Here is a 17,245-nt window from a genome sequence, read left to right as displayed (position 1 = left end):
AGTTTAATGGTTATAATTGTATGCTCACCCCTGCCGTGTATACTTTCATAATACCGTACGTCCACTGGTTCCCCTGGCTTTCCGGATCCACCAGCTTCATAGAAGTAAACACAAATGGATTTTGTGCATTCACATACACGCGGGCACCGTTAACGCCTATACGTTTTAAACGGGTACTGCTGAAATTGTAGCCTAGCTGGATATACTTCATGCGCACATACGCTCCGTTCTGTATCCAGAAATCAGAAGATAATTTGTTGATGCTGGGTGAAGTAGTCAGGCGCGGAAAGCGGGCATTGGTACGTTCCGGTGTCCAGTAGTTGTTGGCATAATATTGCGTTGGCACACCACCGTCGAACGACATATCCAATGGATAAGCCAACATCCCACCGAGCACCGCGTCGTTGGCGCTTACGCCCTGCAGCAGCATTTCCAGTTCCCATTTTTTATAGGTGATGCGGAAATTTGCGAAGAAATCCACTTTAGGAGTGGGGTTACCCATCACTGTTTGATCGTTGCCATCAATAATGTTATCACCATTCTGATCTACGTAACGGATATCGCCGGGCTTCTCGTTCGCAATGACAGGTACCAGTGGGGTACCATCAGCTTTGAAGTCGGCGGCCTGCAATAACCCGTTGGTTTTGTAGCCGTATAAACTATTCAACGCGTATCCTTCTTTGTTAATGTGGTTACCATCTATGTAAGGGCCACCCAATAAAGAAAGCAGTGTGTTGTTATTATAAGAAATACCCGGACGTACAGATAGCGTGATATCTTTTCCAATACGGCTATTATAGTTCAATGACAACTCCAGGCCTTTGTTACGCAGCTTACCGGCATTGATTGGTGGTTTACCCATACCGCCTACATAAGATACCGGTGGATTCAGGATAATGCCATTGGTTGCCTTATTATAGTAATCAAACGTGAGCTCCAGTTTACTTTGAAACAAACTCAGGTCCACACCCAGATCCAGCATGTCTACTGTTTCCCAGGTGATGTCCGGGTTACCAAATATACTTTCAGTACCATCTCCCGGGTTGATCATATTCTGATACTGGTACAAGTCGATATTTTCATTACCCAGGCGGCCATAGGAAGCACGCAGTTTCAGGTTGTTGATGGCGGGCATAGATTGCATAAAGTTTTCCTTATGCACATTCCATCCTAAAGCTACAGAAGGGAAGGTACCATACTTATGACCTGGCCCGAAACGGGAAGAACCATCTGTACGTATAGCTCCTTCCAGTAAGTATTTATCTTTATAGGAATAATTCACCTTTCCATAAAACGACAACAACGATCTTACCTCCCAATAGTCGCCGTTATTTTCTTCCTGTGAATAGCCGCCCATCACATAGAAATGATGGTCTTTCAGATCGTAGGTATAATCTGCAGTAACACCGGCATAATAGTAAGTCGTTCTGGCCATGCTGGCGCTGCGTTGTACACCCCAGGTTTGTACCAGTTTACCGGTGTAATAGTCGAAGAAGTAATAGTTATCACGGGTAGTGCGGGTTACATCACTGTTCAGGCGGAAACTAAACTGGCCGCGCAGGTTAAGCCCTGGTAACACTTCCCACTTTGGCTGCAGGTTGATACTTGATTGTCCGTATTCATTGGCGGAACGTCCGCCATGTTCCGCATAAGCTACAGGGTTCACAATATCTACGTAACGGCCATAAATAAGAGGCGCACCATCTTTCTGTGGATACTTGGGCAGGATAGTAGGCGGTACACGGAAGATGTCTTCCAGTATCCGGTTACCATCATTGCCATTAGGGCGGTTAGGATAAAATGTATTTCTTTTGATAGCCAGCATATCCATGTACACCAGGAATTTTTTATTCAGGGTAATAGACGTGTTGGCGCGGATATTATATTTATTGGAATGATTCAAAGGAATCATGCCTTGTTGATTCTGATAATTAGCGGTTAATGCGAAACGCGCCAGGCTGTTACCACCGCTTACTCCCAGCGAATGACTGGTAATAGGTGCAGCACGATTGAGAATTTGTTTTTGCCAGTTGGTGTTAGGATACTTAACAGGATCATCCCCTGCTTCCGTATGCCTGATATCCTCCTCAGAATAAAAAGGCTGGTTGCCTGCATTCACCTGCGCTTCATTGTACATGCGCATATATTGCGGCGCTTCCACCAGTTTCGGCATGGTTGACGGTGACTGTACCCCGTAATAACCATCGTAGGTGACAGCTACCCTTCCGGCTACGCCACGTTTCGTTGTAACAAGGATAACGCCGTTGGCGGCCCGGGCGCCGTATACTGCTGCAGCGGCGGCGTCTTTCAGGATAGTCACACTTTCTACAGTAACAGGATCAATATAATCCATGTCCATAGGTACACCGTCTACCAGCACCAATGGATTGGAAAAATTGGTGGTGCTGATACCACGGATTTTGATCACTGCTGCATCGCCACCGGGTAAACCGGAGCTCTGGGTAACCTGTATGCCTGTTACACCTCCTTGCAATGCCTGCGATAAAGCGGTAATAGGCTTACCATTGGTTTGTTGTGCAATGTTCACGGTAGCAATAGAACTGGCGATGTGCTTCTTCTGTTGTTCCGATAACCCTACTACCACTACTTCGTCAAGGGCGGATACATTTTCCTTCAGGGATATATTGAGGGCATTCAAACTACGGATAACGGTATATTCCTGGGGCAGGTATCCCATTTGTGAAAAAACAAGAACGGCATTCTTCCTCGTTTTCAGGGTAAAATATCCATCGGCATCAGAGGTAGTACCGATGTTGTTATTGTCTTTTACGCGGATGGTAACGCCGGGCAATGCCTGTGGTGGTTCATGTGTATCGTATATACGTCCCCGTATCACATAGGCGCTATCTTCCAGTACGGATGGAGGCGCGGTGGGATGCTCACCTTTAATTTTCTCTTTAGGAATAATGGCTACCTGGTTGCGTACAATGCGATAGCTGAGGTTGGTGTTGAGTAATGCTTTGTCCAGTACTTCATTGATTTTTTTGTCCTGCAGGTCCAGGGTAATAGGTTGCTCCCGGTTCACCAGTTCATCTTTATAAAAGATGCGCCAGGTGCTTTGCAGCTGGATTTGAGTAAACAGCTGAGGTAAAGTTCCCTGGTGCAATTTCACCGAGAGATGATTGTCCTGCGACCGGCCTTTAGCGGAGATGCCCAGTATACCGGCAAATAGCAAAATTACAGTTAGCTTCATTGTTCTCCCTAATTTAGCGGCAAAAGTATTGCCTGGCGGAATGCGCCATTGTGCATAGAATTTTTTCATAACTTCACGATGTTTTTTTTCGTTAAACAAAAAGACAAGCCTGTCCCCGTGTTCAGCGGGGGTAGTGCCACCGGAAGATGTTCCACCATCTTCCGGTTTTTTTTGGTGATATGTATGGTTATTAATCTTTCTCTTTCAATACAAAGCCTTTTCCCTGGCGTTCATAGCGCAGGGAGTTGGCAGCGCAGATAATATCAAGTACGTTTTCAAGGTTTTCGTCAAGATCAAGGTCACCGGAAAAGGTTTCTAGTCCGGGCTGTAAGGAATCGAGGTCCAGCTTTATATTATAGTATCGCGTTAATTTCTTCAGGATGTCTTTCAGTGGTGTGTGTAGATTCAACAGGCGGCCTTCTTTCCAGGCAGTGTAGGCATTTACATTCACGTGGCTCACTTCCAGTGCGTCGTCTTCCAGGAGGCCCATTTCAGCGGGTTGTAGTTCCCGGGTTTGCTTACCAAACAAGCCGTGTTGCAGGTGCAGGCGTACGCTTCCGGATACCAGTACTACACTTTGACGGGCATCATCGGGGTAAGCGGATACATTAAAGGTGGTGCCCAATACTTCCGTAGCTACCCCGTACGCATATACGTAAAAGGGAGCCGCGGCATTGGGAGCAATGTCGAAGAAGCCCTCTCCTTCCAGGTATACTTCTCTTTTATGTTGTTTAAAAGTGGCCGGGTATACCAGGCGGGAGCCTGCATTGAGAAATACCACGGTACCATCTTCCAGCTGTACACGGGAGCGGCGGCCATAGGGTACAATCAGGGTATTATACTCTTCTGCCGGAATTGGCGTATTGTTGGCGTTGATGGTAACGCCGCTGCCGGCATATACCAGCGATGAATTTTTACCCTGTACCACCACCGATTTGTTTTGGCCCAATATGAGGCGGGTATCTGTGGTATTTTCTGCCGGTCGGTGCTGTTGTGCAAATTGTACCAGTGCGGAATGTTGGCGTGGCCATAGCCACCAGGCGCCTATTGCCAGTAATACTAATATGGCAGCGGCCACTTTTACAAACAGGTAGCGGTAGCGGAAATGTTGTGGTACCAGTTGCCCTGCAATGTTGTTCCATAGCGAGGCTTTGTCGGATGGATCCCATGATTCCTGCCCGGCATTTACAATCATGCGCTGTACGGCTGCGGCCAGTTCCTGCTGTGCCGGGTCGGCCGGTTGTGCGGACGAGGGCCCGTCATTGCTCAATAAGTCTTCCAGTTTCGGTTGTTCATCTCCAGGCTTCATGCAAGGTATTTCCAATAAAGAGTAGCAAATGGTTCCGGCATAGACTCCAAAACGAAAATATTTTTTAATTATTTTTTTGCGAGAGCCAGTGCATCAATAAAACCAGGAGTGGTAGCACAGGTATTTTTTCCATATTGGTGCGTAGCTGCCGGAAAGCCCTATAGGCGAGAGTACGGCAGGTAGGCACACTTATTTTCATAATGCCCGCAACTTCTTCATACGACAGGCTGCAATTGAATTTCAGGAACAGCAGTTCTTTTTGCCGGGCGGGCAACGCATTTAATTCCTCTGCCAGTATACGTAACATTTGTTGCTGCTGTTCTGCAGCAATAATTTGTGTTTCCTTATCCGGCTCATAGGTGATGGAAAAAAAATCTTCCACTTCCATTGCGCGGTTTAAGGTCACTGTTTTCTTAACAGCAGTATGTATTTTCCGGCGGAAAGAGCGGAGCAGGTAGTAGCGGATATTTACTTTAGGAGACAGATTTCGCCGGTAATGGTACAGGTCTGTAAACAAATCCTGTATGCAATCCTTGATGGTAGCAGTATCCTGAATATAACGAAGTCCGTAGCGGTAAAGCATCTCCGCAAACAACTCATATAACTCCCTGTAGGCTTCCTGATCACCATTGATGATGCTTTCCCACAAGATATTATTGGCGGCAGTTGACACGTCGTTCAAACAGTAAATATTTAGAAGTGGTTGATGCTCCAAGATAAGTCAAAAAGCGGAAAGCATAAAGCAGAAAGCAAAAAGGTATTTTAGCGGATGATCAAAGCGGATTTTGTCTGTAGACAGGATTAGACTGATTAAATATTTTATTGATTTAATAGATTTAAGAAGATGGGCGAAGACTGTAGTATATATACCACGGTCTTCGCCCATCTTCTTAAATAAAAATAGAATCAGTATACTGCCTACAGACAAAATCCGCTTCGATCATCCGCTAAAATAGCTTTTTGCTTTCTGCTTTATGCTTTCCGCTCTCCTACTCGTGCCACAAGCTAGCGGCGCCGATCAATGCAGCGGCTTCTCCCAGGGTAGCGGTAACCACCGGGATATGGATATTGTGTTGTTGCAGGGTAGTAATTAATAATGGAAAGAAAAGGTCAGCCGCGTTGGCTATATTACCGCCAATTACAATTACTTCCGGTTGTTCTGCCTGTACAAAATCCGCCAGCAAGGTAGCGAGGTTGACGGCAAACTCATCGAACAATCCCTGAATACTATCGTCAACGCCTATACGAGCAACTAAAGCGCGTACATCCGGAACGGATTGACCGCTTACTTCCTGGTAACGTTTCACAAACCAGCGGGTGGAGAGATAATCTTCCGCCATGCCATCTTTAAAGGGAGTGCACCAGCGGTCGGCGTCTTTGGATTTGCCATCGCGGTACACGGCGGAGCCGAGGCCGGTGCCCAGTGTAAGGCCGATGACGCGCTCATAGTTTCTGCCGGCGCCACTGAATACTTCTCCCTGCAGAAAACAACCGGCATCGTTAATGAAGCGGATTTGTGCAGGCGTAATGCCTAATTTTTCTGCCAGGAGATTTTTCACGTTCAGCTGATAGAGGGCATCGTATTTATGTTGCCCTTTCATAAGACTGATCCCCTGTTCATAGTCGAACGGACCCGGCATACCGATGCCGATATGTTGAACGCCTGCCGGCGCATTGTTAAATACTTCGCGGATAACGGCTGCCCAGGAGGCAATGATATCTGTGGCTTCCCCGTGAGAGTCAATGCGGGTACGGTTCCAGGAACCTTCTATAATAGATCTTGTACCCAGATCAACTAAGGCTGCGGTAATATGAGAGCCGCCAATATCGATTCCTAACGCCGTGGAATTCTTCATATAAAACTTAAGCTATAATGTTTGCTAAATCGTTTAACCTAAACAAATGTAAAACATATTTTGGTTGATTTGCTCAGAAAAATCGTTTTAGCAACGTGAAAAATGGTTAAACTAAACCCAATATAGGCTGTTTTTCGAAAAATCAAAAAAACAGGCGACTCTTTTCAAAAGAAAAGTTGTCGAAAATATTTTGACAGATGAAAAATATTATACACTTTTACATCATAATTAATCCTACAATGGAATCTGATAATTGCTCCGGCAACATTTTTCTGACTGCATATATTCTTACGAACTTCAACACTTCTCCCCCAAGTTTATAAAATATTACTGCCCGGCCTTTGTTATGTTCTGACAACATCGTCAGCAGCATAGTCATATGCCATACCCAGGATTTTATCTAAACATTTCTTAACAACAACCCACAATGCAAAACACTGTTCTCAATTGGGCGCTGCTCATTGGCGTGCCCCTGCTATGCCTGTTATTGTACAAGGTAATTCTTCGTATATGCTTCGGCGTAGTTATTGTACCGGAAGACCGTATCGGCCTGGTAACAAAGAAATTCGTACTCCTTGGCAAACAGGAACTTCCCGAAGGCCGCATCCTGGCCACCAACGGGGAAGCCGGCTTCCAGGCACAAACCCTGGCTCCCGGCGTATACTTCTGGAAATGGATCTGGCAGTATAGCGTAGCCTTCCAGCCCTTTACCATTATCCCTACCGGCAAAATCGGACTGGTACTCGCTAAAGATGGTATGGAACTGGAAACAGGTGCTATCCTCGCCCGCAAAGTAGCCTGCGACTCCTTCCAGGATGCAGTGGCATTCCTGCAGAACGGCGGCCGCAAAGGACGGCAAACCGCTATCATCACACCCGGATCGTATCGTATCAATACCTTTCTCTTTGAAGTGGAAATGGCCGATATGCTGTCTATCCCTGACAACGCCGTAGGTATCATTACCACCCTCGAAGGTAAAGCCATTGAAACCGGTTCTATCGCGGGTAAAACCATCGAAAACCATAACAACTTCCAGGATGTGGATGCATTCCTTGAAAATGGCGGTTATAAAGGGTTACAGGAACAAGTCATTCTTGCCGGTTCCTACTTTATCAACCCCTGGTTTGCCAAACTGGAACTCGTAAAGATGACCGAAATCGCCATCGGGCATGTAGGAGTGGTCATCTCTTTCGTAGGTAACGACGGCGTGGATATCAGCGGCGCAGAATTTAAACATGGTAACATCGTTGCCAAAGGCACCAAAGGTGTATGGGCAGAGCCTTTAGGCCCAGGTAAATATCCCGTGAATCCTTATATCATGAAAGTAGAACTGGTACCTACCACCAACCTGGTACTCAACTGGGCCTCCGCCAGAAGCGAAGCGCACCAGCTGGATAAAAACCTCTCTACCATCACCGTGAGGAGCCGCGACGGTTTTACGTTCAACCTCGATGTATCGCAGATCATTCATATCCCTACCAACGAAGCCCCCAAGGTAATTGCGCGCTTCGGAAATATGAGCAACCTCGTTACACAGGTACTGGAACCTACCATCGGTAACTACTTCCGTAACTCGGCCCAGGGCTCTGATGTAATCAGCTTCCTGACCAGTCGCAAGGAAAGACAAAACTCCGCGAAAGAACATATCGGCCATGTACTGGATCAGTATAACGTATTCGGTGTAGACACGCTGATTGGTGACATCGTACCACCGGAAACACTGATGAAAACATTGACCGATCGTAAAATAGCGGAAGAACAAAAGATTACTTACGATACAGAAAGACTGGCACAGGAAACACGGCAGTCGCTTGAAAAAGAAACAGCTATTGCGGAAATGCAGAAAGAAATCGTAAAAGCCGACCAGGGTGTTTGGATTGCAGAAAGACATGCAGATGCCTCTGTGAAAAAAGCCACCGGTGACGCCAACAGCGTACGTCTGCAGGCAAATGCGGAAAGTGACCGGATGAAATTACTCGCAGCGGGTGAAGCGGAAAAAGTGAGACTTCTGGCCAAAGCAGAAGCAGAACGCACCGAGTGGATCGCAAAAGCAGACGCAGAAAAAATTGCCCTCACCGGTAAAGCAGAAGCGGAAAAAATCCTGGCCATTGGTCAGTCCAGCGCGGAATCGTACAAACTGGCCGTGGAAGCAATGGGTGGCAACAACTTTACACAACTGAAAGTGATGGAAGCTATCGGTGCACAAAATATCCGCATTATGCCGGATGTACTGATCGGTGGCGGCGATGGAGCCAACGGTCCTATCAGTGGACTGCTCGGACTGAAATTACTCGAAGATGTAGCAAAGAAACAAGCCGCCGATAAACAACCGGAATAATAAACACCGGGATTAGGCCTCGCCCGCCTGATCCTGGTTTACTCAAGGATGCTATTTATTCCTTTCGCCATTCTAATTTTCATGCATGTTGTTACCCCAATTATCATTTAACCTATATAAAATTCATCCATGTTGTTACCTCAATTACTATTTATCCCTTTTTCGCCATTCTAATTTTCATGCATGTTGTTACCCCAATTATCATTTAACCTATATAAAATTCATCCATGTTGTTACCTCAATTACTATTTATCCCTTTTTCGCCATTCTAATTTTCATGCATGTTGTTACCCCAATTATCATTTAACCTATATAAAATTCATCCATGTTGTTACCTCAATTACTATTTATCCCTTTTTCGCCATTCTAATTTTCATGCATGTTGTTACCCCAATTATCATTTAACCTATACAAAATTCATCCATGATGTTATCCCAATTACTATTTATCCCTTTTTCGCCGTTCTAATTTTCATGCATGTTGTTACCCCAATTATCATTTAACCTATATAAAATTCATCCATGTTGTTATCCCAATTACTATTTATCCCTTTTCGCCGTTCTAATTTTCATGCATGTTGTTGCCCCAATTACTATTTATCCCTTGCCATACCCTTTTGTCCATTGTATGATCCCTATACCTCCGTCTCCCCGCTCATAACAGCAACGGAGACATGCCGAACCCGGAAACGCGGTAATGACGATTCATTACCGCTTTCCGGCATCCGGTATTTTTTATGGCAGCAATCGTATCAGGCCTTCCTGTTATCGAGGCTATAAGGCCCGGTTCCAAAGTAAGCGAACAGTAAGGCGCCTCCCAGAATAGCTACATTCTTCATAAACATGGCCATTTGCATTTGCAACTGCATGGGATCTTTAACCGCCCAGAAATTGTGGAGAGCAATGGTTACCGGCACAAGGAAGATAACGATCAACCAGGCGCCATATTTCACTTTATATCCCAGCAATATGCTCAGGGCACCCAGCAACGACAAAAGGCCTGCAAATGGCACTAAAATGCCTGCCACAGGTACACCCGCCGCAGCGGCATGGTCCGCGCCGGCGCCTGTAATATGAGTAAGACCAGACATCAGGAAAATAAGGCCGAATAAAACCCGGCCCAACAGTGGAACAATTTTCATAGTTATAAATTTGAGTAAGGAGACAAACCTAGTGCTAATTAAGCGGGCAGGAAGCAGAGTTACCCGGAGGAAAGCGCTTTCCTGCCGGTTAGCGCTTTCCTCCGGGTTAGCAGAAATACAGCGCATTTCTGCTTTCTGCTTATCTTTGCCTCAGAACGAAAAAATATGCGAAAAGAAAATTCCTCTAATGCAATCAATGAAAGGAACCTGCGCGGCGACTGCGGTACCGCCTATACCCTGTCGTTGATTGGCGGCCGCTGGAAACCCAGCATATTGTGGCGCTTACTCGATGGTAAACTGCGTTATAACGAATTGAAGAAGTCGATCTCCGGTATTTCTGAGCGGGTGCTGGTATTACAGTTGAGGGAACTGGAAAATGATCAGCTGATTAAAAGGATCGTATACCCGGAAGTACCGCCAAGGGTAGAATACGAGTTGACTCCACTGGGTTTAAGCATGGAAAGTATGCTACAGCATATTTCCGACTGGGGTGTAACACACCGGGAAAAAGCCATGGCCCGCACTGCTGTTAATAAAAAAGCAACGATGGCCATAGCTGATAAAGGTTAAATAACTATTTCGTAATACCGGCATCTTCCAACGCACCCATTGCCAGGGATAACCAGTCGGCATCATGCGTATCTTTCGCAAGCACAGTAGTTAACCGCGACTGCACCAGGTTAGCTATCGGCATCGGGGTATATGATTTTCGGGCTGTTTGCAATACGAGGTCCATGTCTTTCAAACCCAAAGCTGCACTAAAAGCAGGGTTACCGGTAAACTTCCGGTCCAGTATCATAGCCCCGTAACTTTTGAAGATAGGACCGGAAAACAGGGTGCTAGTCAGCATATCATACGCCACCCGTGGATCTACATTATTCTTCTCTGCCAACGCAAAAGATTCTGCCATCAATTCAATAGCCCCCGCAATCATAAAATTGCCCATCAGCTTTAATACATTGGCACTGCCGGCATCTGTGCCGAGATCAAAAATATTTTTGGCGAATCCTGCCTGTAACAATGGCTTGATACGTTCTTTTGCGCTTGCCTCTCCTGAAATGACCGCATTACCTACTTTTGCCGCAGCAGCCTCCGGACGTGCAAATACCGGCGCCGTTACCCAGGCCACTTCCTGTTGCTGAAAATGCGCAGCTAACTCCCGGGAAATGTCCGGCGACACGGTACTCATAGACACATGAATGCCATTGGTACCCAGCGCTGCCACCAACGCATCAGTAGCTATTGCTCTCACTGCCGCATCATCTGCTACTAAACTTAATACGATGCCGCCTTGTACCGCTGTTTCCTCCGGGCTGTTGACCAACACCGCTCCCAGGTCTTCCAAAGGCAATGCCTTCTCACGTGTGCGGTTATATATTCTTACACTGTATCCTGCTCTCAGCAGGTTCTCTGCGATCGGGTAACCGAGATGCCCGGTACCAATAAATCCTATGGTTTCCATGTTACATGCAATTAATTATTCAAAGCTATTCATTTTAATACGAGTTATAATAACGCATTTATACCCAAATTACGATATCCAAAACTACTATATACTTATCATGTGATCGGTTAAGTATGGCTGCTTTTCTGTAATTTTCCTATACAACTCCTATATCTTGAAAAGAATTCTTGTATTCCTGTTCTGCCTGCACAGCATTGTTACCCAGGCCCAGCAACCGCTTTCAGCGAGTACGAAACATAGTGCCTTACGCTATGTTTATAAACTGACCGCTACAGAAACACTGAAAATATATCAACAGGCAAAAAAGGAGGACCTTTGGCCCAAAGAAGCTTATCTGCATTCACTGGTAGCTACTTTCCCTTATGATCGTGCCTTTCCGTCTAATTTGCCCCCAGGCAACTACCTGGAAGTACATGCCCTTGATAATAAACTCAGTTACAATTTTCACCCGGTGCACAATGTACTGCTCAAAGTGATTACCAATAACTATGACCTGGCCCTTTTAGTGCATGACATCAACGGGAAACCTTTATCCGGCGCTAAGGTTACCATCAACAAACGTGTGGTGCCCTGGGATGAAGCCACGCAAAGCTATCGCATACACCGCTATAAAAAAGGAGGAATTGTGGTGGTGAACTACCAAAATGTCATGAACATTTTTGATATCCCGGCAGAAAAAATCTGGCACCGAAAACCCTGGTGGAAGAGGATATTTTCGCATCGCTACAAGTACAAAGCCCGCGGTAACTTTTATGATCGTACTCCTTCAGAAGACAACTACAGGGGTTTTATGACCTTCAACAAAGCGAAATACAAACCCGATGATACGCTGCGACTCAAAGCATTTATTACCACCGCCGGAAATAAACCGGTAAATGAACCGCTGCTGTTGCGCTTATCTGATTATCACGGAGACGTAGATACCATTCTTGCTACCGTCCGGCCCTACCGGCCAGGTGGCTATGACACCGCAGTGGTACTGGGTGACAACCTGGATCTTGAGCTGGACGAGCGATACCTGCTCACACTGGAGACCTTATCCGGCAGAAAATATATGTTGAAAGATAATAGCGACGACCTGGACGATCAGGAATTTGCAGCGAAACGCCCGGTATTAATGCGGGGGAACTTCGAATATGAAGAATATGAACTGAAATCCACTCACTTTACCTCCCGCACCGATTATACCGAACATACGCGAGGTATGCCTCTCTCCCTTTACCTGAAAGCTACAGATGAAAATGACCTGCCCGTAATGGATGGCCGTGTAATCATCACGGTTACACCAGAGAACATCAGTCAGTACCACGCTGGCACCGTATTTATGCCAGATACTCTCTGGCAGTATGAAACCGCGTTAGAAACTTCCGGTGAAACCAAAGTAGTTATCCCGGACAGTATTTTCCCGGCAGCATCCTTTGATTATACCATCGAATCGCATTTCCTGAACAGCAACAATGAAAGCCGACAAAGCAGCAACACCGTAGAATACAAATACAACCCGGCACAGATCAACTTTACCCAGCACAACGACAGCCTTACCATTACCTATAACCTGGCCGGAAAACCTGTTGCCAAAGCAGCCCGGCTGATTTTAAAAAACAGCCTGGCTGATACCGTATCTGCTGCCCCCATCCAATTACCCGCTATCCTCCCGGTGCTCCCCTTTGTAACAAGGTATGAAATCATTACAGATAGCATTCGTCAAACTTTTGAAATTACGCAGCGAAAAAGCAATTTACAATGTAACGCCTCCCGCACCCGGGACTCCGTACTTATAAACATCAACAACCCGGAAAACTTATACTACTGGTATAGCATTTTTAACGGCAACCAATTAGTTACACAGGGCTATAGCCGGCAGCTCTCCTGGAAGGCTGCCTCCCGCTCTACCCAATGCTATTTTGTTTCTGTGCAGTATGTATGGAACGATGTGGTGGTAAATGATCAGTTCATGGTACCTTACCTCGACAAACAACTACAGGTGATCATCAACAATCCGGTGGCAGTATATCCAGGGCAAACATCACGTATAGGCATCACTGTTGTTGATGGAGATGGCCGCCCCGTAAAAGATGCAGACGTTACGGCATATGCCATGACTGCAAAATTTGAAAACACGAAACTTCCGGATTTACCCTATCCCGGGCAGCGGTTTCGCATGCGCAAAGCTTACAACCGCTACAGACTGCAATACCGGGATATTCCCTCAGATGAGCTAATGATGACCTGGGAAAGATGGAAGAAAGAAATGTCGCTGGATAGCATCGCTTATTACCAGTTCCTTCATCCGGATGGTATTTACTACAACCAGGAACCAACAACCACCGGCTTCACAGAACTGGCTCCCTTTGTAGTAACCGACGGCGCCATTCAGCATATTGCCTATATTAAAGTAGACGAACGCCCTGTTTACTTTGATAACACGGATCTTACTCCCAATTACTGCTTCGAGGTAAATCCCGGTAAACATAAAATGGAGTTACGCACTTCCAAAAGCAGCATTGTCATAGACAGTATCGATGTTAAAAAAGGCATGAAAAACTATATCAGTATTGCCAGCAATGCTACCGGCCAACATATACAGGTAACCAAAATGAAATCGCAATTAACGCCCGGAGAGATACAGCTGCGGCGCAGGTATGTAATTCCTTTCCAGGTAGATCCCGGAAATGAGTTCACCTACATCAACCAGGACGAAAAAATATTCCAGTTCACGCATCAAAACGGCTATAACGAGCCGATACTGCTGGCAGGGCCGCTGTTAAATACCAATGCTGATTATATCATAAAAGGAGGCTTTGCACAAACCTTCCTACCCGAGCCTGGCTATACTTTTAATATTCACCAGGGGCTGATCAAACAAAAAGAAGTCAAATTCATGAGTGGGCTGTATATTGGTTCAGATGGGACGTCTTCCCGATTATATGATCATATACTAACGGAAAAAACGATGAGTCGTTTATGGCAAGAATGGCTAAATGAACAATCTATCAGTCAGGATATGCTTACTACCAACACCGATGGCACTATAACAGGTAAACTGGTAATTGCTCACGATACAGCACTACAGGCAAAAAAAATCCGCCAGCTATTCCTGTATCGCTACGATGATCCTTCTTTCATTAATATTTACACCAAAACAACCACCCGGATAAACCACCTGGCCCCCGGCTATTACCGGCTGCTGGTGTTACTACGCGACAACCAATATTATGTAAAGGATAGCATTTTCATCAGAGAAAATGGTAGTACTTTCTACCAGCTAACTGCCAATAAAATCATAACAGGCGATACCACCAGCCTGGCCCTGGCAAAAGCCATTCTCGACTGGAAAGACCGCCGGACAACTACCCTGGAACCTTCGGCTGCCAACGATTTCACATTGCCATTCAATAACCGGTACATGGACACGACTATCTTTACCCACCAGGTATCAGGACGGGTAGTGGATGAAAAAGGTATTCCGCTACCAGGTGTAACAGTGAGGCTGAAAGGTACCAACTATGGCACCGCTACCAATGCCGATGGGCGTTTTCACATATTTACCCCCCCGGCAGGTTCTCTTGTCTTTGAGTACGTAGGCTTCGACGGCCAGACGATACGCGTGAATCACCAGGATTATATAGAGATTAAACTGCGTGCCAGCGCCAAAGCCCTCCAGGAAGTGGTGGTAACAGGCTATAGTGTTAATCATACCAAAGCAAATCTATCCTATGCTTTTTCCAATATATCCGCTAATGCTTTACAAGGCAGAGCAGCTGGTATCGTAGTCAGAGGCGTCTCCTCATCGGATACCACCAGAGTGCTCATCCTGATCGATGGTATTCCGTTTGATGGGGATCTGAATGGCATTGATCCCAAAAGTATTAAAGATATGACGGTGCTGCCTGGCAACGCCGCCGTCGCGATTTACGGCTCCAGGGCTGCCAATGGAGTGGTCATTATTACCAGCACCAAACCGGCCACAGAAACTACCGACATGCCCGCAGGCAACAATTCCCTACGCAGCCACTTCCGGGACGATGCTTTCTGGCAACCACGGTTACGTACCAACGAAAAAGGCGAAGCTTCTTTTAAGGTCACCTTCCCGGATGATATTACCAACTGGAAAACATTCGCCATTGCTTATACAGATAAAGGACAAAACGGCGCCACCACAGCACAAATCAAATCTTACCTGCCGCTCAGTGCCAACCTGTCGCTGCCTGCCTTTGCGGTAGCCGGCGACAGCATCAATATCATCGGGAAAATAATGAACTACCGGAAAGACAGCGCCACCGTGAACCGCAGCTTTTACGCTTATCATCTGCCGGTACAAAACAATATCGTGCAGGTATTGAACAGTCATATTGATACCTTCCCGATCCGGGTGCAGGCGCGCGACAGCGTACCGCTACAATATACTATCAGCGGCAGTAACAATTATTTCGATGGAGAATACCGCGCCATTCCGGTATTTGAACAAGGCGTAAAAGAAACCAAAGGACTGTTTCTTTCACTGGGTACTGATACCAGCTTCACGCTGCCGGCTTTTGCAGATACCGGCACGCTGCATCTGTACGCCAGCACCGGCCTGTTACCCGTACTACTCGATGAAATAGATTACCTGCAAGGTTATGAATACAATTGTAACGAACAAATGGCCTCTAAGCTAATCGGTCTCCTGCTGGAAAAACAAGCCCGGAAATTCATGGATCAGCCCTTCAAACATGAAAAGAAAATAACAGACCTGATTTACGACCTGGGAAAAAACAAAAACCCGGAAGGTGGCTGGGGCTGGTGGAACAAAAACGCCACTGTTTACTGGGTAACGCAACACGTGACCACTGCGCTGCTGATGGCAGAAAAAGAAGGCTTCGCTATTGGTATGGACAAAAAACAGCTGATAAACTACTACATATTTGAACTCAACTCCGCCAACAATCCTGATAAAATATCTTTATTGGAAATGTTGCAGTCGCTGGAGGCAAAGGTAGATTACGCCAGTTACCTCGACACACTGAAAGCCAGCCGCAACAATGATTACGACCAATTCCGCCTCTTATACCTGAAACAACGTGCAGGCATGAAGGTGAATATAGATTCCCTGATGGCCAAACAACAGGCTACTATATTAGGGAATCATTACTGGGGAACCGACAGCTATCATCTTTTCAATAACAGCGTACAACTCACGCTGCTTGCTTACAAAATATTGCGTACACAAAGCGGCCAGGCAGCACAACTGCGTAGCATTCGCAACTGGTTCATGGAAAACAGGCGCAGTGGTAACTGGCGCAATACCTACGAATCTGCCGGTATCCTGGCCACCATTATGCCAGATGTATTGCAGGCCGGAGAGCAAACACCACCCGTTTTCCATATCAACGGACAACGTGTTGACAACTTTCCTTACAGCAGCTCAATTCCAACCGGCAAACCGGTGCAGATCAGTAAGCAGGGCGGCGCTAATATATACTTCACTGCCTGGCAGCAACACTGGAATCCTGCGCCAGGAAAAGTCACCAATCAATTCGCCGTCAGCAGCCGTTTCCTGCAACGGGATAGCAGCGTATCCTACCTTACCGCCGGACGCGCCGTAGTGATGGAAGTGAAAGTAGACGTAAAAGCGGATGCAGATTATGTGATGGTGGAAATACCTATTCCTGCCGGTTGCTCCTACGATAATAAAAACAGCGCCTGGGCCAACCAGGAAATCCACCGCGAGTACTTCAAAAACAAGGTAAGCATCTTCAGTAATTATCTCACTAAAGGCATACATACCTTTACCATTTCACTGATGCCACGCTATACAGGTTATTACCACCTCAATCCGGCAAAAGCAGAAATGATGTACTTCCCTGTGTTCTATGGGCGGGAATCTATGAAAAAGGTGATCATCAGTGGGAAATAACTGCATTATTTAACGTATTTTAATAG

Annotated in this window: 10 protein-coding genes; 3 read left to right on the top strand and 7 right to left on the bottom strand. The window is 46.2% G+C overall.

Annotation, left to right across the window (positions count from 1 at the left end; translation table 11 throughout):
* Positions 1 to 10: 10 nt before the first annotated feature.
* The 5 genes from J7623_RS09450 to J7623_RS09430 all read right to left on the bottom strand — a co-directional run bounded on the left by J7623_RS09450 (position 11) and on the right by J7623_RS09430 (position 6,758).
* Positions 11 to 3,283 (bottom strand): TonB-dependent receptor, encoded by a 3,273-nt coding sequence (locus J7623_RS09450; RefSeq protein WP_291919577.1) that lies wholly within the window; start codon positions 3,281 to 3,283, stop codon positions 11 to 13.
* A gap of 121 nt (positions 3,284 to 3,404) precedes the next feature.
* On the bottom strand, positions 3,405 to 4,523 hold the full coding sequence (locus J7623_RS09445; protein WP_291919576.1) for a FecR domain-containing protein: 1,119 nt from the start codon (positions 4,521 to 4,523) through the stop codon (positions 3,405 to 3,407).
* A 64-nt stretch (positions 4,524 to 4,587) separates the two neighbouring features.
* The gene (locus J7623_RS09440; protein WP_291919589.1) at positions 4,588 to 5,196 is read right to left on the bottom strand and encodes an RNA polymerase sigma factor; all 609 of its coding nucleotides are present in this window, start codon (positions 5,194 to 5,196) and stop codon (positions 4,588 to 4,590) included.
* A 316-nt stretch (positions 5,197 to 5,512) separates the two neighbouring features.
* A complete protein-coding gene (locus J7623_RS09435; RefSeq protein WP_291919575.1) occupies positions 5,513 to 6,379 on the bottom strand; it encodes an ROK family protein in 867 nt (288 codons plus the stop codon).
* 217 nt (positions 6,380 to 6,596) lie between these two features.
* A complete protein-coding gene (locus tag J7623_RS09430) occupies positions 6,597 to 6,758 on the bottom strand; it encodes a hypothetical protein (RefSeq protein WP_291919574.1) in 162 nt (53 codons plus the stop codon).
* Between the two features lie 48 nt (positions 6,759 to 6,806).
* Between J7623_RS09430 and J7623_RS09425 the strand changes: the two genes are divergently transcribed.
* Positions 6,807 to 8,717 (top strand): SPFH domain-containing protein, encoded by a 1,911-nt coding sequence (locus J7623_RS09425; RefSeq protein ID WP_291919573.1) that lies wholly within the window; start codon positions 6,807 to 6,809, stop codon positions 8,715 to 8,717.
* Between the two features lie 751 nt (positions 8,718 to 9,468).
* Here the strand turns inward: J7623_RS09425 and J7623_RS09420 are convergent.
* Entirely contained in the window at positions 9,469 to 9,858 is a 390-nt protein-coding gene (locus tag J7623_RS09420) for a DoxX family protein (RefSeq protein WP_291919572.1), read from the bottom strand.
* 165 nt (positions 9,859 to 10,023) lie between these two features.
* Here J7623_RS09420 and J7623_RS09415 point away from each other — a divergent pair, with 165 nt between their 5' ends.
* A complete protein-coding gene (locus tag J7623_RS09415; protein ID WP_291919571.1) occupies positions 10,024 to 10,428 on the top strand; it encodes a helix-turn-helix domain-containing protein in 405 nt (134 codons plus the stop codon).
* Positions 10,429 to 10,432: 4 nt separating this feature from the next.
* On the opposite strand, the gene J7623_RS09410 is transcribed toward J7623_RS09415, so the two are convergent.
* On the bottom strand, positions 10,433 to 11,320 hold the full coding sequence (locus J7623_RS09410) for an NAD(P)-dependent oxidoreductase (RefSeq protein ID WP_291919570.1): 888 nt from the start codon (positions 11,318 to 11,320) through the stop codon (positions 10,433 to 10,435).
* Between the two features lie 157 nt (positions 11,321 to 11,477).
* On the opposite strand from J7623_RS09410, the gene J7623_RS09405 reads away from it, so the two are divergent.
* Positions 11,478 to 17,219 carry an alpha-2-macroglobulin family protein gene (locus J7623_RS09405; protein ID WP_291919569.1) on the top strand — a complete coding sequence of 1,914 codons (5,742 nt, stop codon included), beginning with the start codon at positions 11,478 to 11,480 and terminating at the stop codon, positions 17,217 to 17,219.
* Positions 17,220 to 17,245 lie beyond the last annotated feature (26 nt).

Source organism: Chitinophaga sp. (assembly GCF_017745275.1).
In the GTDB taxonomy this organism is placed as follows: domain Bacteria; phylum Bacteroidota; class Bacteroidia; order Chitinophagales; family Chitinophagaceae; genus Chitinophaga.
This window is presented reverse-complemented; position numbering and strand designations above follow the sequence as displayed.